The 20117-nt window shown below is 58.6% G+C and carries 18 protein-coding genes; 12 read left to right on the top strand and 6 right to left on the bottom strand.

Annotated features, from left to right (window positions below):
- Positions 1-73: 73 nt before the first annotated feature.
- Together DW133_RS03050 and DW133_RS03045 are read right to left on the bottom strand one after the other, a co-directional pair.
- Entirely contained in the window at positions 74-1213 is a 1140-nt protein-coding gene (locus DW133_RS03050) for an aldo/keto reductase (protein WP_118275213.1), read from the bottom strand.
- 114 nt (positions 1214-1327) lie between these two features.
- The gene (locus DW133_RS03045; protein WP_118275111.1) at positions 1328-2209 is read right to left on the bottom strand and encodes a LysR family transcriptional regulator; all 882 of its coding nucleotides are present in this window, start codon (positions 2207-2209) and stop codon (positions 1328-1330) included.
- 132 nt (positions 2210-2341) lie between these two features.
- Here DW133_RS03045 and DW133_RS03040 point away from each other — a divergent pair, with 132 nt between their 5' ends.
- Complete coding sequence (locus DW133_RS03040) at positions 2342-2836, top strand: cupin domain-containing protein (RefSeq protein ID WP_233542091.1); 495 nt, start codon at positions 2342-2344, stop codon at positions 2834-2836.
- 83 nt (positions 2837-2919) lie between these two features.
- Here the strand turns inward: DW133_RS03040 and DW133_RS03035 are convergent, their stop codons facing one another.
- On the bottom strand, positions 2920-3675 hold the full coding sequence (locus DW133_RS03035) for an enoyl-CoA hydratase/isomerase family protein (protein WP_118275109.1): 756 nt from the start codon (positions 3673-3675) through the stop codon (positions 2920-2922).
- Between the two features lie 33 nt (positions 3676-3708).
- On the bottom strand, positions 3709-6402 hold the full coding sequence (locus DW133_RS03030) for a GNAT family N-acetyltransferase (RefSeq protein WP_118275107.1): 2694 nt from the start codon (positions 6400-6402) through the stop codon (positions 3709-3711).
- Here DW133_RS03030 and DW133_RS10160 point away from each other — a divergent pair.
- Positions 6401-6817 (top strand): hypothetical protein, encoded by a 417-nt coding sequence (locus tag DW133_RS10160; RefSeq protein WP_233542090.1) that lies wholly within the window; start codon positions 6401-6403, stop codon positions 6815-6817. The genes DW133_RS03030 and DW133_RS10160 overlap by 2 nt on opposite strands.
- Positions 6818-6915: 98 nt before the next feature.
- Positions 6916-7980, top strand: coding sequence for a DUF362 domain-containing protein (locus DW133_RS03020; protein WP_118275105.1), 1065 nt, complete (start codon positions 6916-6918; stop codon positions 7978-7980).
- Between the two features lie 93 nt (positions 7981-8073).
- Here DW133_RS03020 and DW133_RS03015 read toward each other — a convergent pair whose 3' ends face one another.
- Complete coding sequence (locus tag DW133_RS03015) at positions 8074-8772, bottom strand: DUF1801 domain-containing protein (protein WP_199588780.1); 699 nt, start codon at positions 8770-8772, stop codon at positions 8074-8076.
- A 151-nt stretch (positions 8773-8923) separates the two neighbouring features.
- Positions 8924-9466 carry a DUF3455 domain-containing protein gene (locus DW133_RS03010; protein ID WP_118275103.1) on the bottom strand — a complete coding sequence of 181 codons (543 nt, stop codon included), beginning with the start codon at positions 9464-9466 and terminating at the stop codon, positions 8924-8926.
- A gap of 257 nt (positions 9467-9723) precedes the next feature.
- Here DW133_RS03010 and DW133_RS03005 point away from each other — a divergent pair, with 257 nt between their 5' ends.
- The 9 genes from DW133_RS03005 (at position 9724) to DW133_RS02965 (ending at position 20117) form a co-directional block, all read left to right on the top strand.
- Positions 9724-10290 (top strand): 2-oxoacid:acceptor oxidoreductase family protein, encoded by a 567-nt coding sequence (locus DW133_RS03005; RefSeq protein WP_118275101.1) that lies wholly within the window; start codon positions 9724-9726, stop codon positions 10288-10290.
- Positions 10291-10304: 14 nt separating this feature from the next.
- Positions 10305-11549 carry a transketolase C-terminal domain-containing protein gene (locus DW133_RS03000; protein ID WP_118275099.1) on the top strand — a complete coding sequence of 415 codons (1245 nt, stop codon included), beginning with the start codon at positions 10305-10307 and terminating at the stop codon, positions 11547-11549.
- 21 nt (positions 11550-11570) lie between these two features.
- Positions 11571-12632 carry a thiamine pyrophosphate-dependent enzyme gene (locus DW133_RS02995; RefSeq protein WP_118275097.1) on the top strand — a complete coding sequence of 354 codons (1062 nt, stop codon included), beginning with the start codon at positions 11571-11573 and terminating at the stop codon, positions 12630-12632.
- A gap of 41 nt (positions 12633-12673) precedes the next feature.
- The gene (locus DW133_RS02990; protein ID WP_118275095.1) at positions 12674-14305 is read left to right on the top strand and encodes an NAD(P)-binding protein; all 1632 of its coding nucleotides are present in this window, start codon (positions 12674-12676) and stop codon (positions 14303-14305) included.
- Between the two features lie 144 nt (positions 14306-14449).
- Positions 14450-15427, top strand: a complete 978-nt coding sequence (locus DW133_RS02985; RefSeq protein ID WP_118275093.1) for an HlyD family efflux transporter periplasmic adaptor subunit — start codon at positions 14450-14452, stop codon at positions 15425-15427.
- A gap of 13 nt (positions 15428-15440) precedes the next feature.
- A complete protein-coding gene (locus DW133_RS02980) occupies positions 15441-17249 on the top strand; it encodes an ATP-binding cassette domain-containing protein (protein WP_118275091.1) in 1809 nt (602 codons plus the stop codon).
- The gene (locus tag DW133_RS02975) at positions 17246-18343 is read left to right on the top strand and encodes an ABC transporter permease (protein ID WP_118275089.1); all 1098 of its coding nucleotides are present in this window, start codon (positions 17246-17248) and stop codon (positions 18341-18343) included. Before DW133_RS02980 ends, DW133_RS02975 begins: the two co-directional genes overlap by 4 nt.
- On the top strand, positions 18340-19449 hold the full coding sequence (locus DW133_RS02970) for an ABC transporter permease (RefSeq protein WP_233542089.1): 1110 nt from the start codon (positions 18340-18342) through the stop codon (positions 19447-19449). Before DW133_RS02975 ends, DW133_RS02970 begins: the two co-directional genes overlap by 4 nt.
- Positions 19446-20117 carry a TetR/AcrR family transcriptional regulator gene (locus DW133_RS02965; protein ID WP_118275087.1) on the top strand — a complete coding sequence of 224 codons (672 nt, stop codon included), beginning with the start codon at positions 19446-19448 and terminating at the stop codon, positions 20115-20117. Before DW133_RS02970 ends, DW133_RS02965 begins: the two co-directional genes overlap by 4 nt.

The following is a 20117-nucleotide window of genomic DNA, read 5'->3' as shown; positions in this document are numbered from 1 at the left end:
GCGCGATGCCGAATTCTTATACAAGACCGATCGGGCCGTCACACGGGATCGGCAGCGGCCCGTGCCGGAGAGATCAGTTCGAGTTGATCTGGTTTTGTTGTTCGGCGGGGTAACGGTCGCCGACGATGTCAACGGCAGCCACTTGCTTTTCCAGTTCGGTCCACTCAGTACGGCTTACCTTGAAGTCGAGCGAGCGCAGGTTTTCCTCCAGGTGCGAAAGTTTTGTGGTGCCCGGAATAGGAACGATCCAGTCGGCCTTGTCGAGCATCCACAGCAGGGCGATTTGCGAGGAGGTCATGCCGTGCGTACGACCGAAGTGATTGAGCACTTCGACGATGCGGTAGTTGGCGCGCAGAGCCTGCGGAGTAAAGCGCGGCAGCGTGTGACGGTTGTCGTTGGTGACGTCAAACTGCGTGTACTCGTTGACGGTACCGCCCAGAAAGCCTCGATTGAGCGGGCTGTAGGGCACAAAGCCGATGCCGAGCTCCTGCAGCACGGGGAACACTTTGGTTTCGGGCTCGCGCCACATGAGGTGATATTCGCTCTGAATAGCCGTCACCGGGCATTCCTTATGCGCAGCGCGGATTGTGTTGGGACCCACTTCACACATGCCGAAGTGCTTTACCTTGCCTTCCTTGATGAGGTCGGCGACGGTACCCGCAACGTCCTCGACCGGAACGGCCGGGTCGAATCGGTGCTGGTAGAAGAGATCGATGGCCTCAATGCCGAGGTTTTTCAGGGACTCTTCACAGACACGACGGATGTTTTCAGGGCGGCTGTCAAAGCGTCCTTCGATTTTCTTTTCGTGCTCATCGAACACGAAGCCGAACTTGGAGGCGACCTGAATGCGGTTCTTAAACGGCGCGATCGCTTGTCCCACGAATTTTTCGTTTTGGGCGCGCACGCGGCCGTAGACCTGGGCGGTATCAAAGAAGTTGACGCCGAGATCGTAGGCTTGGGCCACCACGCGTTTGAGCATGGTCGCATCGGGTGTTTCGCTGCGGTGATAGCTCATGCCCATACAGCCGAAGCCAAGAGCCGTGACGTGCATGGCCGCGGCACCTGACCCGAGCGTGCGCATCTGTACGATGTCGGGGATGTCGACGACGCGGGGCTTTTGGCCGGAAGCAGCCTGTGCGGACGGAACAAACGCCGTGGCGGCAAGTGCTCCGAGGCCGCCCAACAGGTGGCGACGACTTGTAGTGGCAGTCATGAGAAACTCCTTTGCAACAGTGAAATCAATGGGTTGCAAAAAAGTATCTCCCGAAACAAAAAGCTATGTCAAAGACTAATTTTCAATGATTTTTCATGCATAAATTGCATGAAATCAGAGGTCGTGATTTTGCAACTGAGACCAGAAGATTTCGCCGGCTTTGGAAAGCCGATGGTTCTTGCGCCGCACGAACTTGTGGCGCGCCAGACGTTCCGGAGCGAGCGGCACGAACCGAAGGCCCGGAGTGGGGCGGATGCCGTAGGAACCTTCCACGCATAAAAGCGCGTCACCGATGCCGGAGCGGATGAAATGCAGTGACAGACTCGGCAGGTTGTGGTACATCACCACGGTCTCATCCTTGACGAGCTCTGAAAACCACGTTTTGATCTCGGTTCGAACGATTGCGCGGCGCGGCAAGATCATACGCAGAGAGGAAATCGTCTGGCCGTTGGCGAAGGGATGCGATGCAACGGGTGAGTCGTCGCGCACCACGATGCCCCAGCGGTCGGCGACCGGCAGATCAATGGCATCGTATTTGGCTGCTTCAACAGGTTCGAGAAGAATGCCCATGTCAATGCGGTCGTGATCGAGCGCGCTACGGATGTCGTCGCCGTCGGCCGAATAAAGCTCAAACTGCACCTGCGGATAGGAGGCGCGAAACGCCTGGAACTTGTCCGCAAGAAAGCGCACGGCACTTGATTCGACGCAGCCGATGCGCAGTTCTCCTGAAAGAAACCCCGAGTTCTCGCGCAGTTCCTTTTTGGTGCGCTCATCGAGATTGAGAATTTCCTGCGCGCGTTGCTGCAGCAGAAAACCGCTTTCGGTGAGTGATAGCTGGCGCTTGGATCGGTCGAAAAGCTTGCAACCGAGCTCCTCTTCGAGGTCCTGGATCTGACGGCTTAACGCGGGCTGAGAGATATAAAGCAGCTGCGCGGCCTTGGTGATGCTGCCGACGCGGCAGATCGTCAGAAACGTTTTCAGCACCTTTGTGTTCATGATCGAGCTCCAACGGAAGCGAATATGTCATTTTTGCATGAAAAAGCATCCTAAATAAGTATTGGATATTGGCGACGGCTGCAGGCACAATTGAAAACACAAAGTTTTCCTAAGAAAAACAAGGAGATAGCAATGTTGAAGGTTTCTCTCGCTCTGGCTTGCGCAGTTTTGATGGCCGGTTCTGCGGCAGCGGCCGATATCCCGGAAGGCTCTCAGCTGGTGACACGCGCCAAGGACTTGGCGGTGGTTGACGGCGGCAACAAGGTCTTTACGGGCAAGGTGAAGATTCAGGCGCTTTCGGATCAGCTTCCGGGCATGCCGGTGGCGGGGGCCTACGTGATTTTTGAGCCCGGTGCCCGTTCCTTCTGGCACACCCATCCGACCGGTCAGGTGCTCATCATCGCCGAGGGCGAGGGTCGCTCTGGCGTGTACGGCCAGAAGGTGAGCGTTCTCAAGAAGGGTGACGTGGTCGTCTGCCCCAAGGGCGTCAAGCACTTCCACGGTGCCGCTCCGGATCAGCGTATGGTTCAGATGACGATCACGGGATATGACCCGCAGGGCAAGAACGTCAACTGGATGGAACCCGTGACCGATGAGCAGTATCTCAACGTTGAAACGGTCAAGTAAGTCCGACAAGTTGGCCTGAAATGAAGAAAGCCATTCTCGGCGGAAGTTCGAGAATGGCCTTCAGACTTTTGTGGCAGAGAAATTTAGTCCAGATTGGGCTTGCGTCCTTCGAGGAAGGCCGCACAGGCTTCTTTGGCAGCGGGTGTGGCGGCCGCCGCTTCAAAGGCTGAGGCTTCGCGTTCGCGCACAGCTTCAATGCACTTGTTCATGGCCAGACGCAGGAGCTCTTTGGAGGAGCGCACGGCAACGGGCGAAAGCTTGGCCAGGCGCTGAGCGCGGGCGAGCGTCTGCGCGCGCACTGCATCGTCTTCAAAGACGCCGCTTACCATTCCCATCTGAAGTGCTTCCTGTGCGGTAATGGGTTCGGAGAGCAGGATCTTTTCGGCGGCCTTGTGCAGCCCTGCAGCGGCCACGGCGAGGTACGACACGCCGAAGCGCGGCGTGAGGCCGAGTGCTGTAAAGGGCAGGGAAAAGAGGCTGCTTGCGCCGGCGTAGACGAGGTCGCAGTAATAAAGAATCGTGGTGCCGAAACCCACGCACGGTCCCTCGACGCAGGCCATCATGGGCTTGGTCATCGTTTGCAGTTGCGTGATGAAGCGGCCGGCAGGAGAGTCGGACGAAGCGCTCGGGTTTTCAAGCTGCTCCTTGAGGTCTCCGCCCGCACAGAAGATGCCGGGCTGGGCCGTGATGACAATCACTCGCACGTTGTCGTCAGCTTCGGCATTGGCCAGAAGTGCGGTGAATTCTTCCAGCGTTTTGGCGTCGAGCGTATTGCGTTTTTCCGGGCGCGAGATTTCAACGGTGAGAACACGCTGTTCAAGAACTTGATTCAAAGGCATGAAAAGAAATCCTTTCGTGGGCTTGGGGTGGTTTTATCTGTTCGATCCGAGTTCGAGCGAATAAATGAGCATTGAGGCGTCTTCCGGACAATCTGCCGCGCGATAGCCGCGGCGGCTCATAAGCCCCGCCATGGCGTCGTTGCCCTTGAGAACCCACCCCGAGAGGAGGCGAGCGCCGCGGCTACGGGCCTCGTTTTCTAGCTGTTGCATCAGGATGGCTCCAAAACCGGCGCGCTGGAATTTGTCTTCCACCACGATGCCGAATTCGGCCGTGTCGGAATCGGGGGCTTTTGTGAGGCGACCGACGGCGTGAATTTCAGGCTTTTCAATGGAAGCGCCTGCGTCGGTGATGACGAAAGCTGCTTCACGTTCGCGATCGAAGTCCGTAAAGCCGATGATTTCGTTGTCAGTGACATCGGTCGCGTCCTTGTGAAAGCGCAGATAAGCGCTCTTTTGCGAGAGTCGTTGCAGCAGGCGCTTTTCGGCGGCGAAGTCTTCAGGACGGATGCTGCGGATGCGCATCAGACCGCCGCGGCTTGTGAATTCTTCGCCAGAAGTGATCGGTGCAGGCTGCATCAGCATATGCGAGTATCGTGCGTCGGGCTCGTCGCTGCGGGCGCACAGCGCCACGCCGGCGTCGAGCGACACCGCCAGTTGATCGTCGATAACGAGCGGATTGACGGTGATTTCAGCCACGGCCGGAATTTCGCACATCAGAGCGGAAATCTTAAGAAGTGTCGCTACGAGTGCGTCTTCGTTGGCTGCGGGCATGCCGCGGAAGTCGCCCAACGCTTTGTAGACCGGGTGACGTCGGATCATGCGACGTGCCTGAGGTTCGGTAAGCGGCGCAAGTTCCACCGTACGTTCCGTGAAAATCTCGCCGGTGCGGCCGCCGGCCGAGAAACTGATCGCAGCGCCGAGTACGGGGTCGGTGGCAGCGCGGATGCACACTTCGCGCAGACGTTCGCTATGGGCCATCTTCTGCACAAATACGCCCTTAAAGAGTGCCATGGGAGCGCGTTGAGCACAGCGATCACGCACGGTGTTGAACGCTTCGCGCACTTCGGACTCTGACATCAGGTTGAGAATGACTCCGCCCGTATCGGTCTTGTGCGCAATGCCCTCGGCCGAAATCTTGACGGCTACGGGAAAGCCGATACGTCGCGCGGCGGCGGCCGCCTCGTTCTCGCCAGGTGCGAAAGTGCAGGCCAGAGAAGTGATCCCGAAGCTTTGCAGCAGTTCGGTCGTTTCGTTGTCCGAGAGAATGAAGCGCTGTTGAGCCTTAGCTTGCTTGACGATGCGTCGCGCGGCGGCAAGATCGGGTTTGCCCGCAGTGAGCGTTTCGGAAGGCGGCTGCAGGCGTTGCTTTTTGAGATTCTCGTAACGGGCCAGATTGGCAAAGGCGCGCACGGCGAGCTGCGGCGTTGCTACGCACGGCAGGCCGCAGCGCTTGAAGCTCGAATGCATCAGGCTTTCGGCAAAGGGCGCGGCCCAGCACACAACGACGGGCTTAAAGGAAGCCTTGGCGGCATTGGCTAAAAGCTGCGTGGTACGCGGTGTGGCGTTAGCGGCCGTGGGGGAAAGGGTGACCACGACGCCGTCGACGTTGTCGTCGTCGAGGCACGCCGTGAGCGCTTGCGCGAAGAATTCTGCATCGGCGTCGGCGGCTATTGCCAGAGGGTTAGTGACGCCGAGCTTGGCGTTGCAGATTTTGGCAAGGGTTTTTTCCGTCTGCATCGAGAAGTTGGCAAAGGCAATGCCTTCGGCGTCGGCCGCATCGGCCGTGAGCAGCGCAAAGCCCAGGCCCGTGCCGAGCATTGCCAGGCGCCCTTGTCGCGGATTCTTGTCCGTGCAGAACACTTCGAGTGTGGTGACGAACTCTTCGAGCTTGTCGCAACGGATGGCGCCCACGCGCGCAATGGCCGCGTCAAAGACGGCTTCGTCGCTGGCGGCCGTGGCAAGGCGTGCGCACGCCAGGCGCCGAGCGTTGGTGCCTCGGCCGGCCTTGAGTACGATTACCGGCTTTTGACGCACGGCATTTTTAAGCGCGGAGAAGAAACTTCTCGGGTGACGCAGTGCTTCGACGTGAAGCGCAATGATTTCGGTTTGTGGGTCTGCCACCAAAAAGTCAATCATTTCCGCGAGCGACACTTCGCTTTCAAGGCCCGAGGAAATGACGGTGGAAAAGCCGATGCCGGAGCGCTCGGCGTACTCGAGTACGGATGCCGTGACGGCGCCCGACTGGCAAAGCAGCCCGATGGAGCCGGTCTGCGCAAGACGCGGCCAATAACTGACGTTCAAGCCGATGCTCGGGCGCATGATGCCCATCGAATCGGGGCCGATGATGCGAATGCCGGCCTCTCGTGCCATTTGCGCGATGTGTTCGCGCCAGCGACGGTCGGCTGTGAGCTCTTCATCGCCGGGGGTGATCAGTACGTTGGGAATGCCCAGCTTTTTGCACTCTTTGAGCAACCCTTCGATCTTGGACGAGGGCGTGGCGATGACGGCCAGATCAATCTTGGCGGGGACTTCAGAAAGAGAAGGCCAACACGACGTCACACCGATGTACTTGTACTTCGGGTTGACGGGATAGGCTTCGTGCACTCGTCTGCCGTTCATCACGCCGCTCCAAACAAAAGAGCCTCGGCTGCCGGGGCGGTCGCTTGCGCCGACGACGGCGACGGCTTTCGGATTAAAGGCGGAGGTCAGACTGTGCAGGATATCCATGGCAAGACACAAAGACGAAAGAAAGGCGCGACTTGGCGACAAAGCACAACGCGCCGCAATTTCCTATCATTTACAGATGTCTGATTTTAACCGCGCGGCGACGGTTGCTTGTGTCGAATCGAGCGATGGCCGGGGACCGACGCGCATCGGAAAACAAAATTTTTGTCAGCAAATGCATCAGAAGGAAGAACTGACCACGGCGCCGCCCGAGCGCTGGCTCAAAGCCGACGGCAGCACCGTCTCTTGCACGGAAAAGGTAAAGGTGCTCGAAGAAAACTGGGAGGAGGTGAAAGCGCTGCTGCAGGATGTGCTCGACGACGCCGTCCTGATGGGATGCACCGAGCAGCAGGTCAAGGCCGAATACAAGCGCTTGATCGATGCGCTTCAATGCGGATTTGAGGAGCAGAAAAGCTGAGAATTTCGCACGCGTGTTTGCACGTTTTGTGCAATGCGGGCTGCCGCTGGCGGTTCGATAATGGTGCAATGGAAGTTTCTGTTTCGGAGGCTACTGACATGAGCCGATACGCATGTTGTGACAAACACGGGCTATCGCGACGCGATTTGCTCAAAGGCGTTGCGGCCGGTGCCGTGACGGCAGCTTCGCCGTTGGCGGCAACGGCGGCAAAGGAAGGTAAGAAGATGACAACGACTGAAACGATGGGCCAGGCCCCGGTGGCGGCCTGCAAGAAGGTTGCGGCCGATGCGCCGGGCGCAAAAGCCAAGGTGTATTTCTCGCGCAAGATCGACGCGCAGACGCTGATCGATCTCTATGAACGCATCAACGAAGGCATCTACGGCAAGGTGGCCATTAAGCTGCACACCGGCGAAAAGAACGGTCCCAACATTCTGCCCCGAGACATGGTGAAGGCGTTCCAGGCCACGGTGCCTGACTCCGTGATCGTGGAAACCAACACGCTTTACGAAGGCGACCGCTTTACGACCGAACAGCATCTTGAAACGCTCAAGGTCAATGGCTGGACGTTCTGCCCGGTTGACATCATGGACGCCGAGGGCACGGTTAATTTGCCGGTGCGTGGCGGCAAGCACTTCAAGGAAGTCTCCATGGGCGGGCATATCGTCAATTACGACTCCATGATCGTGCTCACGCACTTCAAGGGTCATGCGATGGGCGGCTTCGGCGGCTCGATGAAGAACATCGCCATCGGTTGCGCCGACGGCCGCATTGGCAAGGCGCAGGTGCATGCGATTGACGACGTCTCCAAGCCCTGGGATCAGTGGCCCGCCAAGGAACGGTTGATGGAAACGATGGCTGAATCGGCCAAGGCCGTGATTGACTATTTCGGCAAGCATATCGTTTATATCAACGTGATGCGCCGTATGTCTGTGGACTGCGACTGCGCGGGCACTGCTGCAGCCGAGCCAACCATCGAGGACGTGGGCATTCTTGCTTCGACCGATATTCTCGCCATTGACCAGGCTTGCGTTGATCTGGTTTACGCCACGCCGCACAACCACGATCTGGTCGAACGCATCGAGTCGCGCGTGGGTATGCATCAGCTCACCGCCATGCGCGAACTGAAGATGGGTAGCGACCGATACACGCTTATCGAAGTCTGACGAGAACGATAAGAGACCCGTATAAGCAAAAACGCCCGAAACCGGGCGTTTTTGCATTGCGACGCTGTCATTGCAGCGCTTTGCGTTGTCGAATCAAGCTGCCGAGGCTTCCGAAGCTTTCGTGCGGCGCGTCGTGCGACGGGCTACAGCGGGCTTGGCGGCGCTCTTTTCGTCGGAGACTGCCTTGGCCTTCGTGGACTTGGGCTTACCGGCAGCAGCGGCGGCGCGCTTTTGCACCAGCGACTTTTCCGGCCGCGTCGGGCGCAGAATCTTCTTGTTTTCAGCGGCAAGACGTTCGGCCTCGGCCTTGGCGGCGGCTTCGGCCTGTTCGTCTTCGGCCGTTCTCATGGAAATGCGAACGACAGGAGGAGCCACTGCGGCTTCCTCTTCCTTGACGCCCCACATGGCGAGAATTTCAGACTGCGAGGGAGCGGCCTGACGTTCGCGGCGGGCGACGACGCTTGCGCGCACGATCTTTTCGATATCGGGAAGCGGAAGACGATTGAGATCCGTAAACTCGATGAGGCTGTGTTCGGCATCGATGCCCTTCAGAGTCGGGACGAAGGGTTCGATGACGGACTTTTCGGCAATGTAAAGCGTGAGCGACTTTTCGCGGGATTCAAGACCGAAGAGCGGTCCCCCGTTGAGTTCATAAAAAACAAGACCGAAACGCTTGCTCTCACGCACGCCGCGTGCAGCACGGCGAATCAGACTTGCAACTCGGGCCATAGCGACGCGACGATCCGGCGGCAATCCTTGAAGGAAAACGCCCAAAACCGTAGCTCCAACCATAAAACCTCCCAAAATCACACATGCCGGTGCGGAAAAATTTTCCGCACAAAGAAACACTTAATTTTACCCGATTTGGGAACTGTTTTCACGATGTCAATTTGTCCAATTGTGCGGCGGCGATAAGGGAAGTCTTTGATTTTTCAGGATTTTGTCAGCGGTTGCGATAGAAGGTGTAAGTCGCCGTGAAGGGCACTTTGAGCGTGGCCCCCAATTGAGACGGCGAACAGCGCGTGAGCGGTACGCCGCCTTTGCCGTCGGTGCGCTTGACGTGAGTGATCCCTGTGAGCATGCCTTCCTTGCCGCGCGAGGTAGTGCGGTAAACGAGGTCTCGCAGATTGCCCGGTGTTGCCTTGTCGGCGTGCTTTTCAATCTTGGCGGCCAGAATGGAGCCGTCTTTGGCAAAAAAGCTTCCTTCAGAGCCCTGGCGAGCAACGACGCGCCCCTTGCCGTCTGTGAGTTCGGCCTGCGGGGTGATGAATTTCCAGTAACGACCGTTGGCGTCTGCCGTGCACTGAAACTGCTGCACGCCCTTGGCTGTGAGTACGAAAGCGGCCGAACTGTCGGCGCCGGGAGACAAGGGATCGAAAATGTTCTGGATGGTCGAGCAGCCAGCAAGAACGAACGAAAGAGCAAGCGGAAGAAGACGGCGATAGGACATGGTTTGCAACAAGGTCAACGAGAAAGCGACAGGCATGAAATTTTAGTGCCTGCGGCTCCTCTTTTCGGCTGAAGAAAAAAGTCGTGCGGATCGATAGGCTATCGGTATGAAGAACAACGAGAAAAACTCAAAATTTGCGGCGTGCAAATCGTCAAAGTTTTGGCAGAATTCTTAACAATGTTGTTTACCCCCATGCACGGGCGTTTCGGGAAGCGAAAACGCCCGCGCGGTTTCGCGCGCGTCCGGCGACAAATGAGAAGCGGGAGCGTGCAACGGCACATGGAGAATACGTCGTGTATCAGATCAGAATCCACGGCCGCGGAGGGCAGGGCGTCGTTACCGCCGCCGAAATGCTCAGCGTGGCGGCCTTTACTGAAGGCCATTGGGCGCAGGCGTTCCCGAGCTTCGGCTCCGAACGCACCGGCGCGCCCGTGGTTGCCTTCGCCCGCATTGATGAAAAAGAAATCCGCCTGCGTGAACCGATTCAGGAGCCCGATGTGGTGCTCGTGCAGGACCGCACGCTTTTGGAAAGCGAAGACGTCTTCGGCGGCATTCGTCCCGACGGCTACGTCCTGATCAACAGCTCCTCGACGCCTGAAGAACTCGGACTCGGCGAGCTCATCGCCCGACTTCCCAAGGGACATGTCCAGACGGTGCCCGCCACGCGTTTTGCCATTGAAAACATCGGGCGGCCGTTACCCGGCGCAGGCATGCTCGCAGGCTTTGCCGCCATGACGGGCGCCATCACGCTCGAAAATGTTCAGGCGGCTTACAACGCGCGATTCGGCGGCAAGATTGCCGAAGCCAATGCCAAGGTCGCTCAGGCAGCCTGGGATCACGTCAAAGCCCAATTGAAGTAAGCGGAGGAAAACTGATGCTCAAGCAAATCGAAGGCAGTCAGGGCGTTGCGCAGGCTGTTGCGCTGTGCCGACCCGAAGTGATCTGCGCGTATCCGATTTCGCCGCAGACCCATATTGTGGAAGCGCTCGGCACGATGACCCGCAAGGGGCTGATCCCTAACTGCGAATACATTAACGTCGAAAGCGAATTTGCCGCCATGTCAGTGGCCATCGGCGCCAGCGTGGGCGGCGCCCGCGCCTACACCGCGACGGCCTCTCAGGGCCTGCTCTACATGGTCGAAGCTGTCTACAACGCTTCCGGTCTGGGCCTACCCATCGTAATGACCGTTGCCAATCGCGCCATCGGCGCGCCGATCAACATCTGGAACGACCATTCGGACTCGATGAGCCAGCGCGACAGCGGCTGGATTCAGATCTTTGCCGAAACGAACCAGGAAGCGGCCGACCTTCACATTCAGGCTTTCCGCATCGCCGAAGAGCTCTCGCTGCCGGTGATGGTCTGCATGGACGGCTTTGTGCTCACGCACGCCTTTGAACGCATTGACATTCCCTCTCAGGAAGAAGTCGACAAGTTCCTGCCGCCCTATTCACCCCGCCAAGAACTCGACCCGAGCGATCCGATCTCCATCGGTGCTATGGTCGGTCCCGAGGCCTTTACCGAAGTGCGTTATCTTGCGCACGTCAAACAGCGCCAGGCGCTTGAACTTATCCCGCAGGTGGCTGCCGAATTCAAGGAAGTGTTCGGACGCAGCTCGGGCGGCCTCGTGCACACCTATCGCTGCGAAGATGCCGATATCCGCATCGTTGCCATGGGATCGTGCCTGGGCACGATCAAGGACGCCGTCGACGAACTGCGCGAAGAGTCGGATCTCAAGATCGGCGTCGTGGGTGTCAAGTGCTTCCGCCCGTTCCCGGTCGAAGTGATGGGCGAAGCCCTTGAAGGCGCCAAGACTGTGGTCGTGCTCGAACGTACGCTTGCCGTGGGTTCGGGCGGCGTGCTGAGCCGTGACATCATGGTGTCGCTCAAGGATCCGAACGTTGCCCGCTACACGGTTATCGCCGGTCTGGGCGGCCGCGCCATCACGAAGGCTTCCCTCAAGAAGATGCTAAAGGATGCAGCGGCGCATCAACTCGAAGCGCTTACCTTTATGGATCTCAACAAGGAACTCGTTGAGCGTCAGCTGGAACGCGAGCGCAAGACCCGCAAGTCCGGCCCCGTGCCCGAAGCATTGATCCGCGATGCGGCGATGCACCAGTAACGTCAAAAGAGGCAATACCAAATGCAGGAATCAGCAATCCGCTTTTATCAAACGGGCACCTGGACGGTCGGCAATCGCCTCCTTGACCCGACGGATCGTACCGTTCAGTCTTCTCAGGAGCGTCACAACGCTCTGAATTCCGGTCACCGCGCCTGCCAGGGGTGCGGCGAAGCACTCGGCGCACGCTACGCAGTTGACGCGGCCTTTGCCGCCACCAACGGCCAGATCATTGCTACCAACGCCACGGGCTGCCTGGAAGTCTTCTCCACGCCGTATCCCGAAAGCGCCTGGCAGCTGCCGTGGTTCCATTCGCTTTTCGGCAATACGGCGGCCGTTGCGACCGGTCTGGCCGCTGCCGCGCGCGTCAAGGCTCGCAAGAAGGGCGGCGAAGCCGTCCGCATCCTTGCTCTGGGCGGTGACGGCGGCACCACCGACATCGGCTTCGGTTGCCTCTCTGGCATGTTCGAGCGCAACGACGACGTGCTCTATATCTGCTTTGACAACGAGGCCTACATGAACACCGGCGTGCAGCGTTCCTCGGCAACGCCTCCGGCGGCCCGTACGGCGACGACGATGCCGACGCCCGATTTCCCGGGCAACAGTTTCGGTCAGGGCAAGAACGTGCCCGCCATCGCCATGGCGCACGGCATTCCCTACGTGGCAACTGCCACCGTGGCCGATCTGCACGATCTGGAACGCAAGGTGCGTTATGCAATGAGTTTTCACGGCGCGCGCTATATCCACATTCTCGTTCCATGCCCGCTTGGCTGGGGCGCTCCGTCGGCCAAGACGATTGAACTCGCGCGTCTTGCACACGAAACCGGTTTGTTCCCGGTCTTTGAAGCCGAATACGGTGAGGTGACCAATGTTTCCAAGATCCGTCGCAAGCAGCCCGTCGAGAAGTATCTGATGCTGCAGAAGCGCTTTGCACACTTGTTCGGCAAGAAGGGCAATCCGGAAATCGTGCAGCGCATGCAGGCGCTTGCCGATCGCAACATCGCCCGCTACGGCTTGCTCGGCGACGAGCAGGGCGACGATATTCCGGTGCCCGAACAGGCCGAAGAACGTCATCATGTGATTTGATCCGCTGTCAAAGCGACTGACTGTGAGCGGAAGTTAAGAAAATGACTCAGAAAAATACTCCTTTTGCCATTACGCTCGATGTGGGCAGTTCTCTGGAAAACCGCACGGGCTCTTGGCGTACCGTTAAGCCGACCTATGTCAACCGACTGCCGCCGTGCAACGCCAAGTGCCCTGCCGGCGAAAAGTGCCAGGCGTGGTTGTATGCGGCCGAGTCGGGCAACTACGAAGAAGCCTGGAAGCGCATCACGGCCGACAATCCGTTCCCGGCCTGCATGGGCCGCGTGTGCTATCACACCTGTGAAACGGCCTGCAACCGCGGCGGACTCGACGAATCCGTGGGTATCAATTCGGTGGAGCGATTCCTGGGCGACAATGCGCTTGCCAAGGGGTGGGATCTGCCCAAGCCTCAGCAGGAAACCGGCAAGCGCGTGCTCGTGGTGGGCGCCGGTCCCGCCGGCTTGAGCGCCGCATACCATCTGCGGCAGGCCGGACACACCGTGCATGTTGTCGAAGGTGCACAGGCCGGCGGCGGCATGATGCGTTACGGCATTCCGAAGTATCGTTTGCCCCGCGAAGTGCTTGACGCGGAAATCGAGCGCATTGTGCGTACGGGCGTGACGATCGAATACGGTCGTGAAGTGACCGATCTCGCGCAGGAAATGAAGGACGGAAAGTACGACGCCGTATTCCTGGGCGTGGGCGCACATTTGGCCCGCCGCACCTATATCCCCGCTGGCGACGCCTCGCGCGTTCTGGACGCCGTGAGCGTTCTTAAGGATGTTGCCGAGGATGAAAAGCCGATGCTCGGCCGCCGCGTGGCCATTTACGGCGGCGGCAACACCGCCATTGACGTGGCCCGCACCGTGCGCCGCATGGGAGCAGAACCTCTTGTGGTGTATCGCCGCACGCGCGATCGCGCGCCGGCGCATCAGACCGAAATTCAGGAGGCCATTGAGGAAGGCGTCAACATGAAGTGGCTTTCTACCATTCGTGAGGCGCAGGGCGGCGAAATCAAGATCGAGAAGATGGAGCTTGACGAAAACGGCAAGCCGCGCGGCACGGGCGTCTACGAAAACATCGCCGTCGATACGGTGGTGCTTGCGCTCGGTCAGCAGACCAATCTCGGTTTTCTTGCCAACTTCCCCGGTCTGCAGGCTCAGGACGACGAACTCGTGGTCGACGAAGCCATGATGACGTCGGTGCCCGGCATCTTTGCGGGCGGCGACATGGTCAAGGGCGACAAGAACGTGACGGTGGCCATCGGCCACGGCAAGAAGGCCGCACGCGCCATTTCCGCCTACCTCAAGGGCGAGAAGTACGTCGAACCCCCGAAAGCGCCTCTGGCAAGCTTCGATCGACTGCATACCTGGTACTACGCAGACGCTCCGAAGACGGTGCGTCCGATGCTTGACCTCGCACGTCGTACGACGACCTTTGACGAAGTGCAGCACGGACTGACCGAAGAAAACGCTCTTTTTGAAGCGCGTCGCTGCATGAGCTGCGGCAATTGCTTCGAATGCGACAACTGCTACGGCGTGTGTCCCGACAACGCGGTCATCAAGCTCGGACCCGGCAAGAAGTTCAAGTTCAACTACGACTACTGCAAGGGCTGTGGCATCTGTGCCAACGAATGCCCGTGCGGTGCCATCGACATGGTGAGCGAAGACATCTGACGGTACCCGAAACCTGAAATCCGGCTTTGCGCGGGCGGACGATCGACTGCGGCCGCCTGCGCGGAGTGAGGGTTTCTTTTTTTTGCTTTTGAGTTCAAATTACAATTAGAATTCAAACAGATAAATTCGAAAAGGATTACAGATATGGCGTCCAAAAAAATCGTGGCGGCGGTCTTGGCGTTGTGCGTGGCGGCTGGTTTGGGCTACGTCTATGTTTCCAATCGCCAAGCGGCCGGCGATGCGCTGAAAATCTATGGCAGCGTCGACATGCGCACGGTGGATTTGGCGTTTGAGGAATCCGGACGCATCGGGCAGGTGTCGGTTGAAGAGGGAGATACAGTCAAGGCGGGCGATGTGCTTGCCAAGCTTGACGACGAGCGTTACGCCATTGCGCTTGAAAACGCCCGCGCCACGCTGCAGGTGCGTCAGAAAGAACTCGATTTGCTGCTTGCGGGATCCCGCGTTGAAGAAATCGATGCGGCTCGGGCGACTTACAAGGCCAATGCCGCTTCGGCCGATTTGGCGCAGCGCATCTGCGAGCGCGAACAAAAGCTTGGCCAGGCGACGACCGAACAGATGGTCGATCAGGCCTGCTCGCAGGCGCGCGTGTCTCGGGCCCAGGCGTTGGCCGCCAAAAAGAATCTCGATTTATTGCTTGCGGGCACGCGTATTGAACAGATTGATGTGGCGCGAGCCAATGTGGCGTTGGCTAGGACCGGACTTGACGATGCCGCCCGCGCGTTGCGCAACTGTGAACTTAAGGCTCCTTCCGACGGCGTCGTGCGTAGTCGTCTGAAGGAAAAGGGAGACATGGTCTCTGCGTCCGCTCCGGTCTACGAAATCGCGCTGATGGACCCCATGTGGGTGCGCGCCTGGATTGATGAGATCAACCTCGGAAAGATCTCCGTGGGGCAGAAAGTGAAGGTTTATTCCGACAGCTACCCGCGGGAACCGTTTGACGGCACGGTGGGCTTTGTCTCGACCGTTGCGGAATTCACGCCCAAGACGGTGCAGACCGAAGCTCTGAGAACTGCGTTGGTCTACGAAGTTCGTGTGACCGTTCAGGATCCCGACCACCGACTGCGGCTGGGAATGCCAGCCACGGTTCAGTTGAGCGAGTGACGGAAGCGACGCTATGACGGACGCGGCGATTGGCTTGACTTCGGACAAAGGGCGGGACTGTGCACTTGCCTTTGAATCCGTGAGCCGCTCGGAGAAAGGAGCGGGTGAAATTCTAAGCGGCATCACGGCGCGCTTTGCCTCGTCGCGCCTGGTGGCGCTCGTAGGGGCTGACGGCGCGGGCAAGACGACGCTGATGCGCATTGCGGCGGGCATTCTGCAACCAACGGCCGGACGCGTGACGGTGTTCGGCGAGCGGCTCTATGGCAAAAATCTTGCACGACTGCAAAAGCAGTGCGGCTATATGCCGCAGAAGTTCGGGCTCTATGAAGACTTGAGCGTTGCGGAAAACTTCAAGCTCTATGCCGATTTGTTCGGACTTTCCGAAAACGACCGAAAGGAGCGCACCCGAGAGCTTCTTGAGATGACGGCGCTTACCGCGTTTACCGAGCGGCCGGCAGGAAAACTTTCGGGCGGCATGAAGCAAAAGCTGGGTTTGGCCTGTGCGCTCTTAAACCGTCCCCGTATCTTGCTTTTGGACGAGCCGACGGTTGGTGTCGACCCTCTTTCGCGCCGCGATTTGTGGCGCATCCTGCGCGAAAATGCGGCCGCGCGTGACATGCTTATCGTGGTGGCGACCACATACATGGACGAAGCGGCGCTTTGCGACGACGTGATCGTTCTTGAAGAAGGACACATGCGCGTGGCCGGTACGCCCGAGTCGATTGCCCGACACGCCAAGGGTTGCACTTTTTTTGCCGAGCAGGAAAAAAGCGGTTTGCCGGTGCGCCTGCTGCAGGATCGTCTCATTGCCGATACGGAGCATCTGCTGGACGCGGTGCCGGAGGCGGCCGGCGTCCGACTTCTGACAAACGGAGCAAGCGACACGCAGCAGCTGCAGGCTCTTTATCCCGGTGTGCGTTTCACCGAGCGTCCGAGCACGCTTGAAGACGGTTATCTGGTGCTGCGAAAGGGATTTTTGGGCGACTGGCGTCTTGAAGCTGAAGAAAGCCTGTCGCTTTTTGAATCGTCGGGTGCTTCTGTTGACGAAAAGGTTCTTGAGGGCGATCCAGGCAGCGTGATTCACGCCAAGGGGCTGGTACGGCGTTTCGGCACCTTTGTGGCGGTTGACAAGACCGATTTTGATGTAGCTCGCGGCGAGATTTTCGGGTTGCTCGGGCCCAACGGCGCGGGTAAGACGACGACCTTCAAGATGCTGTGCGGATTGTTGGAAGTCTCAGAAGGTGAACTGTGCGTCGCGGGCGTCGATGTGCGCCACGCCCGGGAAAAGGCTCGTGAGCTTCTGGGCTACATGTCGCAAAAGTTTTCGCTTTACCCCGGGTTGTCCGTTTTGGAAAACCTGACTTTTTTTGCCGGTGCCTACGGGCTTACGGGTTCTCGTGGCAAAAAGCGCATAGCTCAGGTGATGCAGGCTTTCGGTCTCGAGCCGTTTGCCGATCGGCCTGCCGGTACGTTACCGGGCGGCTACAAGCAGCGCCTGTCGATGGCCACGGCGCTTTTGCACCGGCCGCAGATTCTCTTTTTGGATGAGCCCACGAGCGGAGCCGACATCCCGACTCGACGTCGTTTCTGGCGCTGGGTGACGGCGCTTGCGCGCAGCGGCACCACGGTGGTGGTGACGACGCACTTTATGGAAGAGGCGCTCTACTGTGACCGCATCCTGATTCAGGATGCAGGCAAAAGTCTGATTCTGGGTACGCCCGAGGCGGTGCGTGCAGGCTGTGCGACGATGAACGAAGCATTTATCCGCGTGGTGACGCAGGCGCGCCGTGAAGAGGCTGATCGTCGAAAGGAGGCTGCATGAACGCCTTCTCCTTGTGGCTGACGCACGCCGCCGCGCTCACGCTCAAAGAAACGCGCCAGATTCTGCGCGACAAGAGCGCCATTTTGCTCGGCGTTTTCATGCCCCTGATGCTGATCATTCTGTTTGGCTACGGCCTTTCATTCGATGTGCGCAATATTCGGCTGGGAGTGGTCGATATGGCGCGCACCGAGCAAACCGAGCGCATCACGGCAAGCCTTGTTTCCAGCGAGTCGTTTAAGACAATTGTCTACGCTGCCCGCGGCGAGGCGCTCAAGGCGTTAGAAAACTTCGAAATCGAGGCACTGGCGGTCTTTGAAAAGCAAAACACCTCGACCGTTTCGCGTCAGATCGTGGTTGACGGCATCGATGCGCCGCGCGCCACCATGATCGTTAATGCCGTGTCAGGCGCCGCCGGCATTGCGATGGCGGGGGAATCCGACGGTGCTGGCATCATCGTGGTGCCACGCATTTGGTTTAACGAATCGGTCATCAGTACGTGGTACTTGGTGCCGGGTCTTTTCGTGATCGTGCTTACGCTCACGGGCTGCATGATGACGAGTCTGGTATTGGCGCGCGAGTGGGAGCGCGGCACGATGGAGGCGATGATTGCAACGCCTGCTTCGCCCTCGGCCATCCTGGTGAGCAAGACTTTTCCGTACTTTTGCCTGGGCATGCTCGGCTGGGCGCTGTGCATGTCGGCGGCCTATTTCCTTTACGAAGTGCCGGTGCGCGGCAGCTTCTGGATCATTTTGGGTTCTTCGGCTTTGTACCTGTTGATGGGGCTGGGACTGGGACTGATGATTTCCGGCGTGACCCGTTCGCAGTTTCTGGCTTCTCAGGTCACGGTTTTGGTGAGCTTTTTGCCTGCCGTGATTCTGTCGGGTTTTATCTTTGATCTGCGTTCGGCGCCGGCCTGGGCCGACGTGATGGCGCATTGCCTGCCGCCTGCGTACTACCTTGAGGTGCTCAAGGTGGGATTCCTCACCGGCGGCATGGAAGATCTGGTGCTCAAGAACTTGGTGATTCTGTCGCTTTTTGCGGCGGTGGCTTTTGCTGCTTCTTACCGTCTGTGTCAGAAGAGGTTGCGAAAATGACGAACCCATTGCGCGTGATGCTTGACCGCAGCGCCCGTTTTCGCGCGTTGCTGCACAAGGAGATGCTGACGACGCTGAAGGATCGCACGAGCCGCATGATTCTCGTGGGGCCGTTGATCCTTTACGTCATTTTGTTCGGCTACGTCGCCACATTCAATCTCGACTACGCTCCGTATGCGCTGCTTGATATGTCCAAAACCCGACAGAGCGCCGAGCTGATCCGCGCCGTCGATCAGAGCGCGGTCTTTGATCGGGTGATGACACTGCAAAACACGGCCCAGATTGCGCCGGCGATTGATTCGGGCAAAGCGTTGGTGGTGATGGTGATCGGGCAGGACTATGCCGAGAATCTGGCCGAAGGCAAACCGGCGCAGGTGCAGGTGATCATCGACGGGCGCAACTCTACGACGGCACAGCTGGCTGCCGGGTACCTTTCGATCATTGCGGGCAACGTATCGGGTGCCGGGACTGTTTTTGAGAGCATTCGGTACCTCTATAACCCGAACAATCTCACGCAATGGTTCATATTGCCGGCCCTCATCATGATGTTGTCGATGCTGCAGATCATGGTCCTTTCGGCATTGTCCGTCGCCCGCGAGCGTGAAATGGGAACCTTCGAGCAACTTTTGGTGACCCCCTTTACGACCGGGGAACTGCTCGCCTCCAAAGCGGTGGTGCCGATTTTGATCGGTATTTTCCAGGGGACGTTGATTTTCCTGATTTCGGTCTTCTGGTTTGAGGTGCCACTTATGGGCAGTATCCTCAAAATCTATGCCGTGATGGCGGTGTTTGTGCTTGCCGTCGTGGGCCTGGGGTTGGCGATTTCAGCTTACAGCAAGACGATGCAGCAGGGGCTTTTGATCGCTTTTGTGACGCTGGTGCCGATGGTGCTTTTGTCCGGGCTTTTTACGCCGGTGGACAATATGCCTGCTTGGGTACAGGCGATCACGTGGGCCGATCCGCTGCGCTTTGCCCTTTTGAGCGTGCGGCGCATCTATCTGGCTGACGCAAGTTGGCTGCATATTGCACAAACCATGATTCCGACGGCTGCTGTAGCGGCTGTCACTCTTCCCTTTGCATACCACTACTTCAAAAAGCGACTATGAGAAAAGAAACAGCAAAAGCACGAATTGACGGGCAGGCGACGCGACAGGCGCTCATTGATGCCGCAGGCATTTTGGCTGCGCGCTACGGATGGGCGTCGGTACACGCCAAGGACGTGTGCGAGCTTGCAGGAGTGAGCGCGGCAAGCGTGAACTACTGGTTTGGCAGCCGCGACGAGCTCTACCGTGAGGTGGTGCGGCAGATTCCCGACGGAATCGTTGACAGCAAGCTCGAGGCGTATTTTCGCAGCGATGCCGATCCGCTTGATAAGGTCCGCAAGGTGCTCGAGACGGTGGTGATGGCTCCGCGCGGCCGCAGTCAGTGGCATCTGGCTCTGTGGGCACGTGAAGTCTTTACTGGTCCGTCGGAGGAATTCATCAGCGTGGTTCGCTCGCGCGGTACCCGTCGTGTGATGTCCATACGACAGGTGATTGCAAGCTACCTCGGCATTCCTGAAGAAGGCTCGAGAATCGAGATCATTGTGATGGCGCTCACCTCGCCCTGCCTGCTGATGACGGCTTCATCGCCCGATGTTGTGCGCGAGATCTATCCGAGTCTGATCAGCACGAAGGGCAAGCAGAATGCGGTGGATCAGCTGCTGCAGATGATCGTTGCTCTTAAAAAGCAGATGTCTGAGCAGGATCAGACCGAAGAAAAGCCGCAAGTCTGA

The sequence above is a fragment of the Sutterella sp. AM11-39 genome (assembly GCF_003472385.1).
Lineage (GTDB): Bacteria > Pseudomonadota > Gammaproteobacteria > Burkholderiales > Burkholderiaceae_F > Duodenibacillus > Duodenibacillus intestinigallinarum.
This window is presented reverse-complemented; position numbering and strand designations above follow the sequence as displayed.